This is a genomic window from Pseudomonas sp. NPDC077186 (assembly GCF_044543505.1).
Taxonomy (GTDB): domain Bacteria; phylum Pseudomonadota; class Gammaproteobacteria; order Pseudomonadales; family Pseudomonadaceae; genus Aquipseudomonas.
Genome location: NZ_JBITWE010000001.1, coordinates 1,466,634 through 1,486,320, shown reverse-complemented (window position 1 = coordinate 1,486,320; position 19,687 = coordinate 1,466,634). Strand labels below are relative to the sequence as shown.

Sequence of the window (19,687 nt, the reverse complement as noted above, 5' to 3'; positions counted from 1 at the left end):
TCAGCTCAGTTTGCGCGGGTGGGCGAAGGTGATGCGAAAGCAACTGCCGCCGCCTTCGCGGGTTTTGTAGTCGAGGCGCGCCTGGTTGCCCTGGCACAGCTCGCGGGAAATATACAGGCCCAGGCCGGTGCCCTTGTTCTCGGTGGTGTAGAAGGGCTCGAAGATGTGCTGCTCCTGCTCGGGCGGCACGCCGGGGCCGTCGTCGAGGATTTCCAGCACCGGCAGGTCGCTGGCCTCGTCGCGGAACAGGCGCAGCCAGACCTGGCCGATCTTGTGCTGCTTGGCGCTGTAGCGCAGGCCGTTCTGCACCAGGTTGGTCAGCACCTGGGTCAGCTGGTGCGGGTCCATGCGCGTCTGCAGGCTGCCACCCTGGGTCTCCAGGTGGATCTGCCGGTCCGCCGGCGCCGAGCTGCGGAACTCGCTGGCGAAGCGGTGCAACCAGTATTTCAGGTCGAGCAGTTGCGGCTCGGCCTGGCGCCGGCGCGACAGCTGCAGGACGTTCTCGATCACCAGGTTCATGCGCTTGGAGTGATCCTGGATGATCTGCGCCAGGCGCTGGTCCGGGCCCTGCAGCTCTTCGGACTCCTGCAGCAGCTGGGCGGCGTGGCTGATGGCGCCGAGCGGGTTGCGGATCTCGTGGGCGATGCCGGCGGTCAGCCGGCCGAGCGAGGCCAGCTTGAGCTGCTGCGCCTGCTGGGCGATCTGCGAGATGTCGTCGAGAAACACCAGGGTGTGCTGCTGCTCGCCGCGCTGCAGGGAAATGAAGCTGGGTTGCAGCACTGGGCCGTCGACCTGCGCCTGCAGGCTGTCGGGGCGCAGGGTGGGGTTGTGCAGCCACTGCTGCAGGCGCTTGAGCAGCTCGGGGCAGTGCGGGTCGATGATCTTGCCGGTCAGTTCGCCGCGCCCCAGCAGCTGGGTGGCGCCCTGGTTGGCCAGCAGCACGCGGTGCTGGGTGTCGAGCACCAGGATGCCGGTGCGCATGCGCTGGAGGATCTGCGCGTTGAGTTCTTCCAGGTTGGCCACGTCGGCGGCGCGCTGTTCGGCCAGGCTCTCGCTGACCTGCAGGCGGCGGGTGATGCCCTGGATGAACAGCGCGCCGGCGAAGCACAGCGCGCCGAGGGCGCCGGCCTGCACGTACTGCGCGGCGGCGGCCGGGCGGCTGAGGCTGAGATAGAAGGTCAGGTAGATCAGCGCCATGGCGGCGACGGCGGCGATCAGCAGGCCGATGCGTCCGCGCAGCAGGATATTGGCGATGGCCACCGCCACCACCAGCAGGTTGCCGATGCCGCTGGGCGTGCCGCCGGCGGCATAGAACAGGCCGGAGAGGAAGATCACGTCGACCAGCGCCAGGCTGAACAGTTGCATCAGGTGCCTAGGCTTCTGCACCAGCACGGCGATGAAGATATTCATCACCAGGTAGATCCAGCTGCCGGTGCGAAACAGCTCGATATGCACCACGTCGAGCAGTTGCTCGTCGAGGTTGCTGGAGATCAGCAGGATCAGCGCCAGGCCGATGCTCAGGCGATAGAAGTGGTAGAGCCTGAGGATGCGCCGCCCCTGCGTGCTGTCGAGGACGCTGGCGTCAGCGATCACCGGCGTGCGGGCCTTGTTCGAGGTGGGCCTGGCTGCAGTACCAGCGCTGATCCTGGCTCAGTGCCTGGCTTTGCGGCACGTGCACGCCGCAGTGGGCGCAGCGCACCATGGGCGCGGCGGCGTCCTCGCGCGGACGCGGGCGTTTCGGTTTGCTGACGAAGCGGCGCCAGATCCAGATCGCGGCGAAGATCACGGCGATCCAGAACAGCAGGCGGAACAGGCCCATGGTGTGCTCTTTAGTCGGTTAAAGCCGGCAGTTTAGCCAAGCCGCGGCCATCGGCACAGGGGCCGGGTGGCAGGCTGTGCGCTGATTCCGGGCAATAAAAAAGGGAGGCCGTGGCCTCCCTTCTATGCGGACGTAGCGATCAGTCGAACAGGCCGAAGGTCAGGTAGCTCCAGATCGAACGCTTCTTCTCGGTTTCGCCGGTCTCGGCGTCCTGCTGCAGCTCGGCCGGAATCTGCTGTTCGGCATCTTCGTACTGACGGATCACGTCCTGGCTGGCGCGGGTTTCGCCCGGCGGCAGCGGGGTGTCGGTCTCGATCAGGCCGAGCGTGGCCTTGGCCAGCCAGGAGCGGTTGTCCGCCTCTTCCTCGCGTGGCACGAACTGGCCGTCGACCAGGCTGGGGTGGTCGGGGTAGTTGAGCTTGAGGGTTTCCAGGCTGGTGGCGGCCAGGTCGTCGAGGGACAGGCGCTGGTAGGCCTCGGTCATGATCGCCAGGCCGTCGCCGACCGCCGGGGTTTCCTGGAAGTTTTCCACCACGTAGCGGCCGCGGTTGGCGGCAGCGACATAGGCCTGGCGCTTGAGGTAGTAGTGGGCGACGTGCACTTCGTAGGCGGCCAGCAGGTTGCGCAGGTAGATCATGCGCTGCTTGGCGTCCGGCGCGTAGCGGCTGGTGGGGTAGCGGCTGGTGAGCTGGGCGAACTCGTTGTAGGAGTCGCGCGCCGCGCCGGGGTCGCGCTTGGTCATGTCCAGCGGCAGGAAGCGCGCCAGCAGGCCGCGGTCCTGGTCGAAGGAGGCCAGGCCCTTGAGGTAATAGGCGTAGTCGACGTTGGCGTGCTGCGGGTGCAGGCGGATGAAACGCTCGGCGGCGGACTTGGCGGCCTCCGGCTCGACGTTCTTGTAGTAGGCGTAGATCAGCTCCAGCTGCGCCTGCTCGGCGTAGCGGCCGAACGGGTAGCGCGATTCCAGGGCCTTGAGCTTGCTGATCGCGCTGGTGTAGCTGCGGTTGTCCAGGTCGGCCTGGGCCTGCTGGTACAGCTCCACCTCGCTCAGGTTTTCGTCGACCTCCGGCTGCTTCGAGGAGCAGGCGGCGGTGAGGGCGAGGATGGCGATCAGCAGCAGGTGTCTCACTTGCATGGCGGCTTGCGTCCCTGTGACGGCCGCGCGGCCGTCCTGTTATGATGAGCGCCCCCTGGGTTCCCCTGGGGCAAAGACGCCGTATTTAACCACAAGCCCGTCGCCGAAACCAAAGGCCGGGCTCCCGCCGTTGCCGAAGATGACTTCTATCAATAAACAGCTGATCCAACTCCAGGCCACCGTGCCCTTCGAACAGGGCGGGCAGCGCCTCGACCAGGTGGCGGCGCAGCTGTTCGGCGAGTTCTCCCGCTCGCGCCTGTCCGCCTGGATCAAGGACGGCCGGCTGACCGTCGACGGCGCCGTGGCGCGCCCGCGCGACATCGTCCATGCCGGCGCGCAGCTGGTGCTGGACGCCGAGCAGGAGGCCCAGGGCGAGTGGCTGGCGCAGGACATCGAACTGAACATCGTCTACGAGGACGAGCACCTGCTGGTGATCGACAAGCCGGCCGGCCTGGTGGTCCATCCCGCGGCCGGACACGCCGACGGCACCCTGCTCAACGCCCTGCTGCACCACGTGCCGGACATCGTCAACGTGCCGCGCGCCGGCATCGTCCACCGCCTGGACAAGGACACCACCGGCCTGATGGTGGTGGCCAAGACCCTGCAGGCGCAGACCATCCTGGTCGAGCAGCTGCAGAAGCGCACGGTCAGCCGTATCTACGAATGCATCTGCATCGGCGTGATCACCGCCGGCGGCACCATCGACGCGCCCATCGGCCGCAGCTCGGCGCAGCGCCAGCGTATGGCGGTGACCGACGGCGGCAAGCCGGCGGTCAGCCACTACCGGGTGCTGGAGCGCTACCGCTCGCACACCCACGTGCGGGTCAAGCTGGAAACCGGGCGCACCCACCAGATTCGCGTGCACATGAGCCACGTCGGCTACCCGCTGGTGGGCGACCCGGTGTATGCCGGGCGCTTCCGCATTCCGCCGGCGGCCAGCCCGAGCCTGGTGCAGAGCCTCAAGGAATTCCCGCGCCAGGCGCTGCACGCGCGCTTCCTCGAGCTGGACCACCCGGCCACCGGCCAGCGCATGAAGTGGGAGTCGCCGCTGCCGGACGACCTGGTCTGGCTGCTCACCCTGCTGCGCCAGGACCGCGAGGCCTTCGTCGGGTGAACGCCTGGGCACATGACTGGTTGACCCCGGACTGGCCCGCGCCGGCCAGGGTGCGCGCCTGCGTCACCACGCGCAGCGGCGGGGTCAGCGCGGCGCCGTTCGACAGCCTCAACCTCGGCGAGCACGTCGACGACGACCCCGCCGCCGTGGCCAAGAACCGTCAGCGCCTGCTCAGCCAGCTGGGTTGCCAGCCGGCCTGGCTGCGCCAGGTGCATGGCATCGAGGTGGTCGCCGCCGACCCGGCGCGGGTCGCCGAGGCCGATGCCAGCTGGAGCTCCACCCCCGGCATCGCCTGCAGCGCGATGACCGCCGACTGCCTGCCGGCGCTGTTCTGCGACCGCGCCGGCACTCGGGTGGCCGCCGCCCATGCCGGCTGGCGCGGGCTGGCCGGCGGCGTGCTGGAGGCCACCGTGCAGGCGCTCGGCGTGGCGCCCGAGGAGCTGCTGGTCTGGCTCGGTCCGGCCATCGGTCCGGCGGCCTTCGAGGTCGGTGCCGAGGTGCGCGAGGTTTTCCTGCGCCAGCATGGCGAGGCGGACGCCGCCTTCGTGCCTGGCGCCAATGCCGGCAAGTACCTGGCCGATATCTACCAGCTGGCGCGCATCCGCCTGGCCGCCATCGGCGTGACCGCGGTCAGCGGCGGCGGCCTGTGCACCTACAGCGACCCGCGCTTCTATTCCTACCGGCGCAGCCCACGCACCGGGCGTTTCGCCTCGCTGATCTGGCTGCAACCCTGAGTCGGGGTACCCTGGCCGCGTAGGGTGGATCGCGCTTTATCGATCCACCGCGCTGGTGGATATGAAAAGCGATATCCACCCTACGGCCATCCCGCCATCTCCGCTAATCGGCGCTTTTGTAGCTCTTAATCACCATCATCAATAGTGCTGTGCCGAGCGAGACGACCGGTCATATGCTCGGCGCCATGAACAGCATTCGACTCGACAAGCGCGACCTGATCCTGAGCAAGGGCTCGGCGGTGATGACCCGTCGCGGCTACCACGGCACCGGGGTACAGGAGATCGTCCAGGCCGCCGGGATTCCCAAGGGCAGCTTCTATCACTACTTCGCCAGCAAGGAAGACTTCGCCCTGCAGGCGCTGGCCTTTATCTACCGTCCGCGGCTGGAGCGTTATGCCCAGGCGCTGGGCAACCCGGCGCTGAGCCCGCGGGCGCGCATCCTCGGCTACTACCGCGACCTGCTGGCGCACTTCGCCCGCCAGGACTCGCCGCAGTACCACTGTTTCATCGGCAGCCTGAGTTTCGAGATGAGCGAGATGCTGCCGGCCATCGGCGCCGAGGTGGAGGCCATCCAGCAGGCCTCGGTGGAAATCCTCCGCCAGTGCCTGGAGCAGGCGCGCGCCGGCGGCGAGCTGAGCGCCGACGAGGACTGCGGCAACCTCGCGATCTTTATCGCCAACGCCTGGCAGGGCGTGCTGGCGCGGCTCAAGGTGGGCCGCAGCCTGCAGCCGCTGGAAGCTTTCGTGTTACGCCTGGAGCGTCTGCTGCAGGCCTGATTTTTCTTGACCCTTGAAACGAGACGACCGGTCGGTTGATCGGCCCCAGGAGACCCCATGAGCGCCCCCGTACAAGCCCTGTTCGCCCCCTTCCGCCTCGGCAACCTGGAGCTGCCGACCCGCGTGGTGATGGCGCCGATGACCCGTTCCTTCTCCCCCGGCGGCGTGCCCAACGCCCAGGTGGTGGAGTACTACCGCCGCCGCGCCGCCGCCGGCGTCGGCCTGATCGTCACCGAGGGCACCACGGTCGGCCACCAGGCCGCCAACGGCTACCCCAATGTGCCGCGTTTCCATGGCGAAGACGCCCTGGCCGGCTGGAAGCAGGTGGTCGAGGCGGTGCATGCCGAGGGCGGCAAGATAGTTCCGCAGCTGTGGCACGTGGGCAATGTGCGTCGCCTGGGCACCGAGCCGGACGCCGGCGTGCCGGGCTACGGGCCGATGGAGAAGCTCAAGGACGGCAATGTCGTGGTACACGGCATGAGCCAACAGGATATCGACGAGGTGATCGCCGCCTTCGCCCAGGCCGCGCGCGACGCCAAGGCCATCGGCATGGACGGCGTGGAGATCCACGGCGCCCACGGCTACCTGATCGACCAGTTCTTCTGGGCAGGCAGCAACCAGCGCACCGACCAGTACGGTGGCGACCTGGCTGGTCGCTCGCGCTTCGCCATCGAGCTGATCCAGGCGGTGCGCGCCGCGGTCGGCGCGGACTTTCCGATCATCCTGCGCTTCTCGCAGTGGAAGCAGCAGGACTACAGCGCCCGCCTGGTGCAGAGCCCGGAGGAGCTGGAGGCCTTCCTCAAGCCGCTGTCCGAGGCCGGCGTGGATATCTTCCACTGCTCGACCCGGCGCTTCTGGGAGCCGGAGTTCGAAGGCAGCGACCTCAACCTGGCCGGCTGGACCCGTCAGCTCACCGGCAAGCCGACCATCACCGTCGGCAGCGTCGGCCTGGACGGCGAGTTCCTGCAGTTTATGGTCAAGACCGACAAGGTGGCGGCGCCTGCCAGCATCGACAATCTGCTCGAGCGTTTGCACAAGCAGGAGTTCGACCTGGTGGCGGTGGGCCGCGCGCTGCTGGTCGACCCGGACTGGGCGCTGAAGGTGCGTGAAGGCCGCGAGGGCGACATCCTGCCGTTCAGCCGCGATGCGCTGATGCAGCTGGTCTGAGCCGCGGTCGACCCGGGCGCCGCCGATGGCGCCCGTTTGTAGGGTGCGCCGTGCGCACCAAGGGCCGCTACGAACCCTTGGTGCGCGCGGCGTAGCCTACGGCGGTGGCGGGTTTCACCCGCCCTACGCACTGGACCTTTTAAGCCCGCTCGTAGGGTGTGTCGTGCGCACCAATGTCGCCAAATCCCTTGGTGCGCGCAGCGCACCCTACGGCCGCTGCAACCCGCCAATCCCCTTCAACGGCGGGTTTCTCCTGCTCCACGACCCAACTCCGCACCGTCGCCGATTGCCGCTTGCGTCTGCAGGGCGCCGCGCAGGTGCTGCTCGAACAGCTGGACGATGCCGTCCCAGCCCTGTCGGCCGGCGTGCTGGCGGGCATTGAGGCGAACCCGGCGCAGGGTCTCGGCGTCCTCCAGCAGCCAGCAGGCCGCCTCGCAGAAGCCGTGCTCGTCGCCGGGGCGGGCGAGGGCGCCGTTGTGCCCGTGGTGGATATGCTGGGCGGCGGCGGCCTGGTCGTAGGCCACCACGCCGAGGCCCGAGGCCAGCGCCTCCAGCACCACGTTGCCGAAGGTCTCCGACAGGCTGGGGAACAGGAACAGATCGCCCGAGGCATAGTGCGCCGCCAGCGCCTCGCCGCGTTGCAGGCCGCAGAACAGCGCGTCCGGCAGCTGCGCCTGGAGGCTGGCGCGCTGCGGGCCGTCGCCCACCAGGATCAGGCGCATGCGCCGGCGCGGCTGGCTCGCCTGCAGGGCGGTGAAGGCCTTGCCCAGCAGGCCGAGGTTCTTCTCCGCGGCCAGGCGGCCGACATGCAGCACGGCCAGCTCGTCCGGGCCCAGGCCCCAGCTGGCGCGCAGCGCCTCGCTGCGTCGGCTGGGGTGGAACAGCTGGCTGTCGACGCCGCGGGCGAGCAGGGCCAGGCGCTCGAAGTCGCGCCGCTGCAGCTCGATCTGCTGCCCGGCGCTGGGTACCAGGGTCAGTTGCGAGCGGTTGTGGAACCAGCGCAGGTAGTTGGTCAGCAGGCGGGTCAGCAGGCCGATGCCGTAGTGCCCGGTGTACTGCTGGAAGTTGGTATGAAAGCCGCTGACCACTGGGATGCCCAGGCGCCGGGCGGCGCGCAGGGCGGACAGGCCGAGCGGGCCTTCGGTGGCGATATAGAGCACGTCCGGGCGTTGCCGTTGCCAGCGCCGCAGCAGCTTGTGCAGCGCCGACTGGCCCCACTGCAGGCCGGGGTAGCCGGGCAGCGGCCAGCCGCGGGTCAGCAGCAGGTCGGCGTCCAGCGGCTGCGCCGGGTCCGCCGCCTGGCGCGGGCGCACCAGCTGCACCCGGTGGCCGCGGCCGCGCAGGCCCTCGACCAGGCGGCCGAGGGTGTTGGCCACGCCGTTGATTTCCGGCGGGTAGGTTTCGCTGATCAGGGTGATTTGCAGGGCGGTCGGGTTCATGACGGCAGTGTGGGCCGCCGCCATGTAGCCCATGTGACGTCAGGGTTGCGGTTTTGTGACGGGCTCTGCGCCGCGTTCGCGCACCCAGAACAGCGTGGCGCCGGCCACTGCCGCCGGCATCACGAGGATATTGACGAAGGGAATCAGCAGCGCGGCGTAGGTGATGCCGCCGAAGCTCAGGCTCTGCCAGCGCTTCTCGCGCAGCCAGGCGAGCATGTCCTGCCAGCTCAGTTTGTTGTTGTCCGCCGGGTAGTCGATGTACTGCACCGCCATCATCCACACGCCGAACAGCAGCCACAGCGGCGCGGCCACCAGGTTGAGCACCGGGATGAAGCTGAGGATCAGCAGGGCGATGGCGCGCGGCAGGAAATACGCCAGCTTGCGCGCCTCGCGGCCGAGGGTGCGCGGCACCATGGCCGCCAGTTCGGCCCAGCTGAAGGGCGGGAAATGATCCTCGCCGCGCACCACCACCTCGACCTTCTCGGCGAGAAAACCGTTGAACGGCGCGGCGATGATATTGGCCAGCAGGGTGAAGCTGAAGAACACCATCAGCAGCACCAGCACCACGAACAGCGGCCACAGCAGGTACTCGAGAAAGCTCAGCCAGCTCGGCAGGCTGGGCATGAAGGCATCGACCCAGCCGCCGAACTGCTGCACGGCGACGCCGATCAGGGCGACGAAGAGGATCAGGTTGACCGTCAGCGGCAGCAGCACGAACAGGCGCAGGCCGGGGCTGAGCACCAGCTTCAGGCCTTCGCGCAGGTATTGCGGGCCGGACAGAACGGGGGCAGCGGGCATGATGGGCTCCAGGGTGGTTGAGTCGCGCGACCATACCGACTTTGCCGGGGCGGCGAAAGTTCAGCCACGCCCTGGCTCGGCGTCGCGGGCAATAGGCGGATTCTATCCGGCAAATTGGCAATGGATATTTCCGCTTCGCAAGTGGCGTCGATAGCCTTGCGCACAGTTGCTTTTGCGGGGCTCTCAACGTTCCAAGCCTTCCCCTAGCGCTGCGAGAGTCCCTTTTTATCTGGCCTGCAGGCCATGAGGCTTGCGAGGAGTTTGCGATGTCCGCCGTTCGTCACGCCCGCGTCATCATCCTGGGTTCCGGTCCCGCGGGTTACAGCGCTGCCGTCTACGCTGCGCGCGCCAACCTCAAACCGCTGCTGATTACCGGTATCCAGGCAGGCGGTCAACTGACCACCACCACCGAGGTGGACAACTGGCCGGGCGACCCGCACGGGCTCACCGGGCCGGCGCTGATGCAGCGGATGCAGGAACATGCCGAGCGTTTCGACACCGAGATCGTCTTCGACCATATCAATGCCGTGGACCTGGCCGGTAAACCGTTCACCCTGGTCGGCGATAGCGCCACCTATAGCTGCGATGCACTGATCATCGCCACCGGCGCCAGTGCCCGTTATCTGGGCCTGCCCAGTGAAGAGGCGTTCATGGGCCGTGGCGTATCAGCCTGTGCGACCTGCGATGGTTTCTTCTATCGCGGCCGCGAGGTGGCCGTGGTTGGCGGCGGCAATACCGCTGTGGAAGAGGCGCTGTACCTGGCGAACATCGCCAGCAAGGTCACGCTGATCCATCGTCGCAACGCTTTTCGCGCCGAGAAGATCCTGCAGAACAAACTGCAGGAGCGGGTCGCCGAGGGCAAGATCGAGCTGCAGCTCGATGCCGAGGTGGACGAGGTGTTGGGCGATGCCAGCGGCGTTACCGGGGTGCGCCTGAAGCAGTACGGCGGCGCTTACCGCGAGCTGAAGGTCGATGGCCTGTTCGTCGCCATCGGCCATACGCCCAACACCAGCCTCTTCGAAGGTCAACTGGCGCTGAAGGACGGTTACCTGGTGGTCAATGGCGGGCGCGATGGCAACGCCACCGCCACCAGCATCCCTGGCGTGTTCGCCGCTGGCGACGTGGCCGACTCGATCTATCGCCAGGCGATCACCTCGGCCGGCGCCGGCTGCATGGCAGCGCTGGATGTCGAGCGCTATCTGGACGGTATCTAAGGGTTGGGGTGTGCTGTGCGCACCGGGATTTGTTCGGCTGGTGCGAGTGATGAAAAGCCGGTGCGCGCGGCGCACCCTACGGGTATGGCGCCTCAATCCGGCCAATGCCAGGGCGGCTCGTCGAGCATGCCCTGGCCGCGAATGCAGGTCTGGCCGAGCTGTTTGTCCAGTTCCAGGGTGTTGCATTCGGGGCTTTCCTTGAGCGTGGCGATCAGCCGGCTGGCGTGGGACACCACCCACACCTGGGTCTGTTTCGAGGCGGCGATGATCAGGCGTCCGAGTGCCGGCAGCAGATCCGGGTGCAGGCTGGTTTCCGGTTCGTTGAGCACCATCAGTGACGGTGGCCGCGGCGTGAGCAGGGCGGCTACCAGCAGCAGGTAACGCAGGGTGCCGTCGGACAGCTCGGCAGCGCTCAAAAGGCGCAGCAGACCTTCCTGACGCAGTTCAACGGCGAAGCGCCCGCCGGCCTGGAAGTCGATATGCAGGCGGCTGCCGGGAAATGCGTCGTCGATGGCAGCGTCCAGAGCGGCGCGGTCGCCGATCTCGCGGATGGTCTGCAGCGCTGCGGCCAGGTCGCGGCCATCGTGATGCAGTACCGGTGTGCGCGTGCCCAGTTGCGGCTGGCGCGCCGGCGCCTCGGCATCACTGCGAAAGTGATCGTAGAAGCGCCAGCGGCGAATGGTTTCGCGTAGCTGGAAAACTTCCGGGCAATTCGGGTCGTTGCCGATCTGGTCGAACAGGCTGTCGTAGTTCGGCACGTGCTGGGCCAGTACCTGCCAGCTGCGACCTTCACGCATGCGCACCATGGGCCCGGCGCGATCCACCAGCAGCGAGGCAGGGCGGTAGCTGGCGCCAGCCCAGATGCATTCGCGCTTGATCTCGGGGTCGAGAGCGAAGGCCGAGCTGCTTGGCTCGGGCAGGCCAAGGGCGATGGAGTAGCCGAAATCCTCGCTGGCAAAGCCCAGGCGCAGGCGCATCACGTTCTGTCGTGGCCCACCCTGCACCGGCACCTCACCGCTGCGCATACGCCGGGAAATCCTCTCCGGCCCGGCCCAGAAACTCGACTCCAGCCCGCCTTCGCGCGCCAACGCGTTGACCACGCCACCTTGCGCGGTTTCCGCCAGCAGGCGCAGCGCGCGGTACAGGTTGGACTTGCCGCTGCCGTTGGCGCCTGTGATCAGGTTGAGCCGGCCCAGCGGTAGGATCAGGCTGTTGATCGAGCGGTAGTTGGCGACGGCGAGGGTATGCAGCATGGCGAAGTCATCCTGACGAAAAATCAGCGGCCATGGCGTGGCGAAAACGCCAGCCAGGCCAGTACTGGGTAGCACAGGTAATGCAGGCTGAAGAGAAACAGGCCCATGGGGCTGGGCGTGTCCTGCAGGACCATCATGCCCAGCAGGCCGAGATAGAGCAGCCCGAGCACGCCGCCATAGAGCAGGGTGAAACGCCAGCGCTCAGCGCTGCTGGGCGCGCGACCCTGGCGCCAGTGAAACACCAGCGCCAAACCGGCCGCAATGACGGCGGCGATCAGCAATGTAGTGAACACGCCGCCCAGGCGCACGAAGGTGCGCAGCAGCAGGTTCAGCAGCACCGCCGCGAGCACCCCGCCGAGGGCGTAGTAGCGCAGTTGCACGGTGCCGTTCACAGGCTGCGGGCCAGGCCGAAGCGCTTGCTCAGCACCCGGTCCAGCAGGGCGCCGGGCAGCAGCGCGGCGAGCAGTGGCAGGGCGCGGCTGCCATTACCCAGGCGTAGCAGGCGCGGGCGTTTGTCGCGCTGTACGGCGGCCAGCAGTTGCGCGGCGAAGTCGCTGGCCGGGGTCGGATTGTCCTGCGAGGCGTTGGCGCGGGCGCGGATGCCCTCGCGCAGCGGCCACCAGGGCGAGTCCAGGCGGATCAGCGCCTCGGCCTGCTGGCTGGCGCTGGTGCCGAAGCTGGAGGCGATGGCGCCGGGCTGCACTTCCATCACCTCGATGGCGAAGGGCGCCAGCTCCATGCGCAGGGCATCGCTCAGGGCGTGCACTGCGGCCTTGGACGCGCAATAGGCGCCGGCGAAAGGCGTCACCAACACCGAGGAAACGCTGCCGATATTCACCACCAGGCCACGGCTACGACGCAGCAGCGGGAAGAACGCGCGGGTCACGCCAACGATGGAGAAGACATTGGTTTCGAACTGCCGCTGCATGGCTTCCACGCCACCGTCGAGCAGCGGGCCCATGGCGCCGTAGCCTGCATTGTTGATCAGCACATCGAGGCCGCCGATCTCCTCGCTCAGGCGAGCGCTCAGCTGTTGCAGCGCTTGGCCATCGTTGACGTCGAGCTGCACCGCGTTGAACCCGGCTTGCTCGAGCGCTGTGAGGTCGTTCTCCTTGCGCGCCGTGGCCCAGACGGCGTAGCCACCCGCCTTGAAGGCGTCGGCCAGGGCGCGGCCAATGCCGCTGGAGCAACCAGTGATGAGAACGCTGGGTTGAGGCATGGCGGGGGTCCCTGGCGATGGATGTTGAGTATCGTAGGAGCGAGCTCTGCTCGCGAACGCAGGCGACTTCACAAGCTTCGCGAGCAGAGCTCGCTCCTACAGTCGGCGTGCAACAGTTATCAGCGTATGAACTTGCCTTGCAGGCGCTCGGCGCGAAACTCCAGCGTAGCCGGGCGATAGCCGCTGCGCAGGTCGGGCAGGGGCATGCAGTCGCTCCAGCTGGCACCCGGCAGCAGTTCACCGGGGCCGCTGTAGCGTGGCGATTCGTAAAGGCGCTGGGCCAGGTTGGTGGCATTGCCGGGACGGTAGGCAGCGACTTCCCAGCGCAGTTCCAGCAGGGCGGCGTCGCTGCCGTTCTTCAGGTCGATGGCCAGCGGGCGATCAGCGGGGCAGCGCTGCGGGTCGTAGCTCAGGCGCAGTTCGAGATGGGCGAGGTAGCGCTCGTCGCGGCTTTCCTGCCAGATCACCCAGGTGGCCACCAGGCCGAGACCGACCAGCGCGGCCATGGACACCGGTAGCGCCTTGGTCGGATAGCGGATCAGCAGGATCAGCCAAGTGATGACGAGTACGATGCCGAACAGCATGAGCGCAGTCCTTTGGGGAGTCTGCACTCATCCTACACAAGCTCTCAGGTCAGGGTAACCGCGTGGGCTGTCGCAGGGTGTGACAGCTTCCTTCACCTGGCGGGAAGGGAGCGGGGAAGGCAGAGCCTTCAATGGCGTGGGCGTATTCTGCCCCCAACCACTCTCCCATGAATGAGAGGGGAGCTCACTGCGTATGCCTCGGATGAACAAGGACGTAGTCCGGATGCAATCCGGGGCCGATATCGACCCGGACTGCATCCGGCTACGAACAGCTCAGTGTGCGGCGCCGACAGCTACTGCATCGCTACGGCCGTACACGTCTTCCAGACGCTCGATATCGTCTTCGCCGAGGTAGGTGCCGGACTGCACCTCGATGATCTCCAGTGGGATCTTGCCCGGGTTGGAGAGGCGGTGTACCGAGGTCATCGGGATGTAGGTGGACTGGTTCTCGGTGAGCAGGAACTCACGGTCGTCGCAGGTCACCTTGGCTGTGCCGGACACCACGATCCAGTGCTCGGCACGGTGGTGGTGCATCTGCAAGGAGAGCTGCGCGCCCGGCTTGACGGTGATGTGCTTGACCTGGAAGCGGCCACCCATGTCCACCGAGTCGTACGAGCCCCACGGGCGGTACACCTCGCAGTGGTTCTGGGTCTCGCAGCGACCCTGCTCGTCGAGCTTGCCAACCAGTTTCTTGACGTCCTGCACGCGGTCCTTGTGCGCAACCATCATGGCGTCCTTGGTTTCCACCACGACGATGTCGTCCAGGCCGAGCACCGAGACCAGCTTGCCATTGCCGTGGATCAGGCAGTTGCGGCTGTCCTCGATCACCACGTCGCCCTTGGTCACGTTACCGGCGTCGTCCTTGTCGTGCACTTCCCAGATCGACGACCAACTGCCGACATCGTTCCAGCCGGCGGCCAGCGGCACCACGCAGGCGCGGCTGGTCTTCTCCATCACGGCGTAGTCGATGGAGTTGTCCGGGCAGCAGGCGAAGGTAGCCGGGTCGATGGCGATCTGCGTGCCGTCGCGCTGGCTGCGTTCCAGCGCCAGCAGGCAGGTGTCGTAGATGTCCACGTCGTGGTGCTTGAGCTCTTCGAGGAAGCGGCTGGCGCGGAACAGGAACATGCCGCTGTTCCAGTAGTAATCGCCGCTCTTCACGTACTCGGTGGCGCGCTGGGCGTCGGGTTTCTCGACGAAGCTGGCGACACGCGCCACGCCGTCGGGCAGGGTGCCGTCGGCCTGGCCGCGGATGTAGCCGTAGCCGGTTTCCGGACGGTCGGCCGGCACGCCGAACAGCACCATCTCGCCTTTCTCGGCGGCCACGGTGGCCAGCGCCAGGGCCTGGCGGAAGGCTTGCTGATCGTCCAGCACATGGTCGGCCGGCAGCACCAGCATCAGCTCGTCACGGCCTTCGGCGATCAGTTGCAGAGCCGCCATGGCCACGGCCGGCGCGGTATTGCGGCCGAAGGGTTCGAGCAGGAGCATTTGCGCCTGCAGGTCGATCTGCTCCAGCTGCTCAAGCACGATGAAACGGTGCTCCTGATTGGCCACCAGCACGGGTGGCTGCATGCCCTCGATGGAAAGGCGCTGCAGGGTCTGCTGGAACAGCGTCTGCTCACCGGTCAGGGCGAGGAACTGCTTGGGATACAGCTTGCGCGAAAGAGGCCAGAGTCGCGAGCCGCTGCCACCGGAAAGGATGATGGGGGTCATGGTTGTGTCTCTCCTGAGCGATTGATCAAGTGGTTTGCCCGTGTCGTGTCGGTGCGACGTGTACCCGCCGTTTTCCTTGTTCTAGAAACGCACTGCCTTAACCATCGATGGGGCGCTTGACCCATACCGGCGACAACTTGCCCTGACCACCAGTGACGAACAGGCTGACCACTTCGCCGCGCCCGAGGGTGACCGGTTTCAGGTCGGCGACCTTGCGCTCGCCGTCGAACAGCGCCAGGCCAACCTTCACCGGGTTGATCTCGCGGTCGCCGCGGCCGTCGGGTTTGACGTCGGCGACCACGGCGGTCTTGCCGTCGGCAGTCTTCAGACTGAGGGTGCTGTCAGTCAGGTTCTGTACGCGCAACAGGGCTTTCTGCAGGCTGGTGAAGGGCGGCTCTTCCACCAGGCGCGGCTCGGCGCCGGTCTGACTGACCAGGGTGTAGTAACGCTCGGCCTCCAGATCCACCGCCATCTGTGCGTTGCCGACCTGGGCCTGATAGCTGCCGGCCGGGAGGAACTTGAAGTCACTCGAGCCCAGCGGCGAGATCTGCTTGAGCTGGGTCTGGCCGACGCTGACGTCGAGCTCGGCGCTGCTGGCGTTGTAGGCGCGGACGAAGGCCGAGCCCTTGGGCGCCTTGGGTCCGTAGAGGGCGCCGTCATCGGCCTGTGCCTGGAGCATGCCGAGGCCCAGGCCCAGGGCCAGGGCGCAGGCGCCCAGCGTGAAGCGGCGTAGGGTGGTTTGCGTGTTGTTCATCGGATAGTCCTCCTTGGGGGATGAATCAGTGACTGGCAGCGGCCAGCCCCTGGCGCTCGCCGTCGTCTTTGAGTGCGGCGAGCCATTGCGGGTCGAAATCGGTGAAATCGCTGGTCATCGGCAGGTAGCGCTCGGGGAACTCCCAGATCACCAGTTGCGGTGGGTTGTTCTCGAAGTCCTCGCTCTGCAGGTACTTGAGCATCGGCACCAGCGGTCCGCCGCCTTCCTCGGCGTGGTTGGCCAGGTCACGCTGCAGGTGTTCACGCAGGGCCCCGGCGAAGTTCCAGGCGGGGTTGGCGCTGTAGCTGGTGCCGACCAGCGTCACCGGCAGGTCGCTGTCGCCGAACAGGTCGTCGCCGCCACCTTCGGCGGTATGGGTTTCACGCTGCTGCAGGCGGTCGGCCTGGGGCATCAGGCTTTCGAACAGGGGAGCCAGCGGCAGGAAACGGGTCAGGTCACCCTGATGCGTGCGGGTTTTCACGGTCTCGGTGACGAACTGCTGTGGCTCGCCACGTAGCTCGATGGCGCTGCGCACCACTTCGCTCAGCGCCTTGGCAGTGACGTCGGCGCCCTCCGGGGTCCAGTGGGTGTCAGTACGCAGGAACATCGGCGCCTGGTTCTTGGCCGCTTGCAGCGGTGCGAGCAGGTCCGGCGCGGCGATCCCGGCATTGCGCACCGCGCGGTGAAAGCGCGGATAGAGGCTGCGCTGCAGGGCACTGGGACGATGGTTGCCGATGTGCTCCGGGTACAGGCGGGTCTTGGCCGGGACGATGGCCAGCAGCAGCTGGATATCGCGCTCTTCCAGTTGGCGCTGCACGCCGCGGATCAGTGCCAGGTTGTCGCGCATCTGGCGCTGGCCGTCAGCTACCGGGTCGAACTCCTCGTCTGAATACAGCCAGCCGTCCTCGCCGATCACCAGGCCATTGCGGCCTTCTCCGAAGAGCAGGTATTCCACGGCCGCCCAGAGGTTGATGCCCGCCTGCTTGAGCGGGAAGTTCTCGTCGTAGTGACGTTCGATGCTTTTTGCCAGGCCGCCGTCGAGCACGCTTGGCTGCGCCGGCATGTGGTAGTCGGCGAGCCTGGTCAGGGCGAGCAGGCTGGCCGGCAACAGCAGCAGGGCGAACAGCACGACGTAGAGGGTCTTGAAGGAGCGATTCATTCTCGGCCTCCGCTCAGAACTGGAAGTAGAGGAAGGGGGAGTAGCTCTGCGCCGAGAGCTTGAGCAGCGAGGCGCAGAACAACAGCAGCAGGGCGCCGCGCAGGGCCACCAGACGCAGGTCGACGGCCTGCAGGGCGACCCCGGCGCTGGCCAGGGTCAGCCCCGGCTCGTGATGGCGGCTGGCAAGGAACTGGCGGGCGCCGTTGACGGCGATCACCACCCAGGCCAGCGCCAGGGTCGCCATCTGCAAACCAGTGATGTGCGCCAGGGTCAGCTCGCTCAGGTGCCAGTCAGCAAAGCTGAACAGGGCGGCGTACATGCGCCCGGCCACCTCCAGGTTCTCGGCGCGGAAGATCACCCAGCCGAGCATCACCAGCAGCAGGGTGAAGGCCCATTTCAGCGGGTTGAACACAATCGGTGCGGCTTTCACGCCGAGCGCCCGCTCAATGGCCAGCCAGGTGCCGTGCCAGGCGCCCCAGATCAGGAAGGTCCAGTTGGCGCCATGCCAGAAGCCGCCCAGCAGCATGGTCAGGAACAGGTTGCGGTAGGTGTTGAAGGTGCCATGGCGATTGCCGCCCAGCGGCACGTACAGGTAGTCACGCAGCCAGGTGGACAGGCTGATGTGCCAGCGCCGCCAGAACTCGGTGATCGATTGACTGATATAGGGCTGGTTGAAGTTCTCCATGAAGCGAAAACCCATCATCAGGCCCAGGCCGATGGCCATGTCGCTGTAGCCGGAGAAGTCGAAATAGAGCTGCGCGGTGTAGGCGATCATGCCCAGCCAGGCATCGCCGGTGCTGGGGTTTTCCAGGGCGAAGCAGTGGTCCACCAGCGGCGCCAGGCTGTCGGCGATGAACACCTTCTTGACGAAGCCCTGCATGAAGCGCGTGGCGCCTTCGCTGAACTTGTCGAGGCTGTGGGTGCGGTCGGTGAACTGGTCGGCCAGGTCCTTGTAGCGCAGCACGGGGCCGGCGATCAGCTGCGGGAACAGGGCGATGAAGGCGGCGAAGTTGATCAGGTTGTGCGTCGGTTCGGTGTCGCGGCGGTACACGTCGATCAGGTAGCTGATCGACTGGAAGATGTAGAAGGAGATACCGATCGGCAGGATCACCGCCGTAAGGACGAAGGGCTCCATCCCCATCGATTCGAGCACGGCGTTGATATTGGCCACACCGAAGTTGGCGTACTTGAAGTAGCCCAGCGTGGCCAGGTTGCCGACCACCCCGGCCACCACCCAGCGGCGCGCCGCCTGGGTGCCGGCGTGGGCCTGGATGCGCAGGCCGAAGACGTAGTTCCACAGCGTCACGGCAGCGAACAGCAGAAGGAAATCCACCCGCCACCAGGCGTAGAAGGTGTAGCTGCCGATCAGGATCAGCAGATTGCGCCAGCGATTCGGGCACAGATAGTACAGGCCGAGAAAAATCGGCAGGAACAGGAACAAAAAGACGTTGGATGAAAAGACCATCCGTGCTTCTCCGTGAACAGCCGGGGCAGCGCCCCCCTTTCCCCCCGCGAGCGGAGGGTTTGTGTTTGCCCTGCTTGCTGGGCGTAGGGAGTGGTTCTTGCCCTCTCCCCAACCCTCTCCCATGAATGGGAGAGGGAGCTTGAACGGTGTGTAGCTTTCTCCCCTCGCCCGCTTGTGGGGCGTAAGCGGAATAGCGAAGCACTGCTTCGCCCGCTGAAGCGCCCTGAGCTCTGCGAAGGGCTGGGGCGCAGGGCGGGGGCCGGGGGAGAGGGTTAGCCGCCCCCGCCGAACACCTGGGTCACCTCGCCACCGAGGCGGAAACTGTTGAACGGCCCCATCTCCTGGTTCAGTTCGCGGGTCTCTTCACTGCAGGCGTAGAGGCTGCAGTAGGGCGCCAGCCAGGCGTACTTGAAGTCCTTGCGCAGCTCGCTCATGTCTTGCTTGGCGCCGGTGCGCTGGGCGAACGCAGCCGGGTCGCGCGCGCCTTCCAGCACACGTTCGGCCAGGCGCTGCAGGGCGCCATGGTTTTCACCGCGCAGATCGACTTCGTTGGCCTCGGCGAACGCGGCGATCATCGCCAGCGGCGGCAGGGCATAGTTGTGGTAGGCCAGGGCGCGTTGGCTGCGGCGCATTTCGTTGGCCAGGTAGCCTTCGTCATCGACCTGGTTGGCAGCGATGCGGAACTGGCCCACGGACCAGTCGAACAGGTCGCGGCGATCACTGATCACCGCGACCGCCATCACCGACCAGGCCGCCCAGTAGCTGTGGTTGTTGATCTTGCGCAGCGGCAGGTCGCTCCACTCGCGCACCGTGTGTTCGGCCAGGCGGGTGAACCAGGCTTCGATGCGTGCGCTCTGCTGCGGGTGGGCCGCCAGCGGCTGCGACTCGGAGAACTTCAGGCGCAGCCAGGCGCCGGCCAGGCTGCCCAGCGCCCATTTACGCATCGACTTGCCGGTGTGGTTGAATTGCTCGGACTCCAGCGCATCGGCGCTGGCCCATTTATCCAGCCATTCGATGGCGCATTCCAGGCGCTCCGGCTGACCGGTGCGCATGTAACCGGTGATCATCCGCCCGGCTTCCTTCTCCAGGCGGGTGATGTGCGAGGTCTGCTCGCGGAAGTTCTTCTCGGCCTTGCGGTTGAGCGTGGCGCGGGCACTGTCGGAGCCTTCGTACTTGCTGGTGAACTGCAGCTCACCGGTGTACGGCTGCGGAACCGCAGGGCAGACGGGCGCCTTGCCCTCGCGCTGGCCCACGGCGGCGTAATAACCCGCTGGCGGCTGCAGAGCGGCGAAGGCTGGGCCGCTGAGCAGCAGCGCCATGAGCGTGAGTGGAGCGAGTCGTTTGGGCATG

General features: G+C 66.8%; 19 protein-coding genes. 5 read left to right on the top strand and 14 right to left on the bottom strand.

Annotation, left to right across the window (positions count from 1 at the left end):
• From ACIGKL_RS07035 to ACIGKL_RS07025, 3 genes are all read right to left on the bottom strand, one after another.
• The gene (locus ACIGKL_RS07035) at positions 1-1,593 is read right to left on the bottom strand and encodes a sensor histidine kinase (RefSeq protein WP_397485961.1); all 1,593 of its coding nucleotides are present in this window, start codon (positions 1,591-1,593) and stop codon (positions 1-3) included.
• A complete protein-coding gene (locus ACIGKL_RS07030) occupies positions 1,583-1,819 on the bottom strand; it encodes a PP0621 family protein (protein WP_021441730.1) in 237 nt (78 codons plus the stop codon). The genes ACIGKL_RS07035 and ACIGKL_RS07030 overlap by 11 nt, the downstream gene beginning before the upstream one ends.
• Positions 1,820-1,958: 139 nt before the next feature.
• The gene (locus ACIGKL_RS07025; protein ID WP_021441729.1) at positions 1,959-2,951 is read right to left on the bottom strand and encodes an outer membrane protein assembly factor BamD; all 993 of its coding nucleotides are present in this window, start codon (positions 2,949-2,951) and stop codon (positions 1,959-1,961) included.
• 139 nt (positions 2,952-3,090) lie between these two features.
• On the opposite strand from ACIGKL_RS07025, the gene rluD reads away from it, so the two are divergent.
• The 4 genes from rluD to ACIGKL_RS07005 all read left to right on the top strand — a co-directional run bounded on the left by rluD (position 3,091) and on the right by ACIGKL_RS07005 (position 6,742).
• The gene (gene rluD / locus ACIGKL_RS07020; RefSeq protein WP_397485960.1) at positions 3,091-4,065 is read left to right on the top strand and encodes a 23S rRNA pseudouridine(1911/1915/1917) synthase RluD; all 975 of its coding nucleotides are present in this window, start codon (positions 3,091-3,093) and stop codon (positions 4,063-4,065) included.
• Positions 4,062-4,799: a peptidoglycan editing factor PgeF gene (gene pgeF / locus ACIGKL_RS07015; RefSeq protein ID WP_397485959.1), complete on the top strand. Its 738-nt coding sequence runs from the start codon at positions 4,062-4,064 to the stop codon at positions 4,797-4,799. The genes rluD and pgeF overlap by 4 nt, the downstream gene beginning before the upstream one ends.
• A gap of 185 nt (positions 4,800-4,984) precedes the next feature.
• The gene (locus ACIGKL_RS07010) at positions 4,985-5,575 is read left to right on the top strand and encodes a TetR/AcrR family transcriptional regulator (protein WP_397485958.1); all 591 of its coding nucleotides are present in this window, start codon (positions 4,985-4,987) and stop codon (positions 5,573-5,575) included.
• A 57-nt stretch (positions 5,576-5,632) separates the two neighbouring features.
• Positions 5,633-6,742: an NADH:flavin oxidoreductase gene (locus tag ACIGKL_RS07005; RefSeq protein ID WP_397485957.1), complete on the top strand. Its 1,110-nt coding sequence runs from the start codon at positions 5,633-5,635 to the stop codon at positions 6,740-6,742.
• Positions 6,743-6,978: 236 nt separating this feature from the next.
• Here the strand turns inward: ACIGKL_RS07005 and ACIGKL_RS07000 are convergent, their stop codons facing one another.
• Positions 6,979-8,205, bottom strand: a complete 1,227-nt coding sequence (locus tag ACIGKL_RS07000; protein ID WP_397485956.1) for a glycosyltransferase family 4 protein — start codon at positions 8,203-8,205, stop codon at positions 6,979-6,981.
• Between the two features lie 15 nt (positions 8,206-8,220).
• Entirely contained in the window at positions 8,221-8,979 is a 759-nt protein-coding gene (cysZ, locus tag ACIGKL_RS06995) for a sulfate transporter CysZ (protein ID WP_397485955.1), read from the bottom strand.
• A gap of 266 nt (positions 8,980-9,245) precedes the next feature.
• On the opposite strand from cysZ, the gene trxB reads away from it, so the two are divergent.
• Complete coding sequence (gene trxB / locus ACIGKL_RS06990; RefSeq protein WP_397485954.1) at positions 9,246-10,193, top strand: thioredoxin-disulfide reductase; 948 nt, start codon at positions 9,246-9,248, stop codon at positions 10,191-10,193.
• A 92-nt stretch (positions 10,194-10,285) separates the two neighbouring features.
• On the opposite strand, the gene ACIGKL_RS06985 is transcribed toward trxB, so the two are convergent.
• The 9 genes from ACIGKL_RS06985 to ACIGKL_RS06945 all read right to left on the bottom strand — a co-directional run bounded on the left by ACIGKL_RS06985 (position 10,286) and on the right by ACIGKL_RS06945 (position 19,686).
• Positions 10,286-11,446, bottom strand: coding sequence for an AAA family ATPase (locus tag ACIGKL_RS06985; RefSeq protein WP_397485953.1), 1,161 nt, complete (start codon positions 11,444-11,446; stop codon positions 10,286-10,288).
• Positions 11,447-11,469: 23 nt separating this feature from the next.
• Positions 11,470-11,838, bottom strand: a complete 369-nt coding sequence (locus ACIGKL_RS06980; RefSeq protein ID WP_397485952.1) for a hypothetical protein — start codon at positions 11,836-11,838, stop codon at positions 11,470-11,472.
• A complete protein-coding gene (locus ACIGKL_RS06975; RefSeq protein ID WP_397485951.1) occupies positions 11,835-12,665 on the bottom strand; it encodes an SDR family oxidoreductase in 831 nt (276 codons plus the stop codon). Before ACIGKL_RS06975 ends, ACIGKL_RS06980 begins: the two co-directional genes overlap by 4 nt.
• Before the next feature lie 119 nt (positions 12,666-12,784).
• A complete protein-coding gene (locus tag ACIGKL_RS06970; protein ID WP_059390552.1) occupies positions 12,785-13,249 on the bottom strand; it encodes a hypothetical protein in 465 nt (154 codons plus the stop codon).
• A gap of 273 nt (positions 13,250-13,522) precedes the next feature.
• Complete coding sequence (locus ACIGKL_RS06965) at positions 13,523-14,959, bottom strand: mannose-1-phosphate guanylyltransferase/mannose-6-phosphate isomerase (protein ID WP_397485950.1); 1,437 nt, start codon at positions 14,957-14,959, stop codon at positions 13,523-13,525.
• 97 nt (positions 14,960-15,056) lie between these two features.
• On the bottom strand, positions 15,057-15,713 hold the full coding sequence (locus ACIGKL_RS06960) for an alginate O-acetyltransferase AlgF (protein ID WP_397485949.1): 657 nt from the start codon (positions 15,711-15,713) through the stop codon (positions 15,057-15,059).
• 25 nt (positions 15,714-15,738) lie between these two features.
• Positions 15,739-16,872 (bottom strand): alginate O-acetyltransferase, encoded by a 1,134-nt coding sequence (locus tag ACIGKL_RS06955; protein ID WP_397485948.1) that lies wholly within the window; start codon positions 16,870-16,872, stop codon positions 15,739-15,741.
• A 13-nt stretch (positions 16,873-16,885) separates the two neighbouring features.
• On the bottom strand, positions 16,886-18,337 hold the full coding sequence (locus tag ACIGKL_RS06950; protein ID WP_397485947.1) for an MBOAT family O-acyltransferase: 1,452 nt from the start codon (positions 18,335-18,337) through the stop codon (positions 16,886-16,888).
• A 272-nt stretch (positions 18,338-18,609) separates the two neighbouring features.
• A complete protein-coding gene (locus tag ACIGKL_RS06945; protein ID WP_397485946.1) occupies positions 18,610-19,686 on the bottom strand; it encodes a mannuronate-specific alginate lyase in 1,077 nt (358 codons plus the stop codon).
• Position 19,687: the final 1 nt, after the last annotated feature.

Coding starts and splice junctions, on each gene's coding strand:
- ACIGKL_RS07030 (WP_021441730.1), bottom strand. CDS start 1,819: ATGGGCCTGTTCCGCCTGCTGTTCTGGATCGCCGTGATCTTCGCCGCG.
- ACIGKL_RS07025 (WP_021441729.1), bottom strand. CDS start 2,951: ATGCAAGTGAGACACCTGCTGCTGATCGCCATCCTCGCCCTCACCGCC.
- rluD (WP_397485960.1), top strand. CDS start 3,091: ATGACTTCTATCAATAAACAGCTGATCCAACTCCAGGCCACCGTGCCC.
- ACIGKL_RS07010 (WP_397485958.1), top strand. CDS start 4,985: ATGAACAGCATTCGACTCGACAAGCGCGACCTGATCCTGAGCAAGGGC.
- ACIGKL_RS07005 (WP_397485957.1), top strand. CDS start 5,633: ATGAGCGCCCCCGTACAAGCCCTGTTCGCCCCCTTCCGCCTCGGCAAC.
- ACIGKL_RS07000 (WP_397485956.1), bottom strand. CDS start 8,205: ATGGCGGCGGCCCACACTGCCGTCATGAACCCGACCGCCCTGCAAATC.
- cysZ (WP_397485955.1), bottom strand. CDS start 8,979: ATGCCCGCTGCCCCCGTTCTGTCCGGCCCGCAATACCTGCGCGAAGGC.
- trxB (WP_397485954.1), top strand. CDS start 9,246: ATGTCCGCCGTTCGTCACGCCCGCGTCATCATCCTGGGTTCCGGTCCC.
- ACIGKL_RS06985 (WP_397485953.1), bottom strand. CDS start 11,446: ATGCTGCATACCCTCGCCGTCGCCAACTACCGCTCGATCAACAGCCTG.
- ACIGKL_RS06975 (WP_397485951.1), bottom strand. CDS start 12,665: ATGCCTCAACCCAGCGTTCTCATCACTGGTTGCTCCAGCGGCATTGGC.
- ACIGKL_RS06970 (WP_059390552.1), bottom strand. CDS start 13,249: ATGCTGTTCGGCATCGTACTCGTCATCACTTGGCTGATCCTGCTGATC.
- ACIGKL_RS06965 (WP_397485950.1), bottom strand. CDS start 14,959: ATGACCCCCATCATCCTTTCCGGTGGCAGCGGCTCGCGACTCTGGCCT.
- ACIGKL_RS06960 (WP_397485949.1), bottom strand. CDS start 15,713: ATGAACAACACGCAAACCACCCTACGCCGCTTCACGCTGGGCGCCTGC.
- ACIGKL_RS06955 (WP_397485948.1), bottom strand. CDS start 16,872: ATGAATCGCTCCTTCAAGACCCTCTACGTCGTGCTGTTCGCCCTGCTG.
- ACIGKL_RS06950 (WP_397485947.1), bottom strand. CDS start 18,337: ATGGTCTTTTCATCCAACGTCTTTTTGTTCCTGTTCCTGCCGATTTTT.
- ACIGKL_RS06945 (WP_397485946.1), bottom strand. CDS start 19,686: ATGCCCAAACGACTCGCTCCACTCACGCTCATGGCGCTGCTGCTCAGC.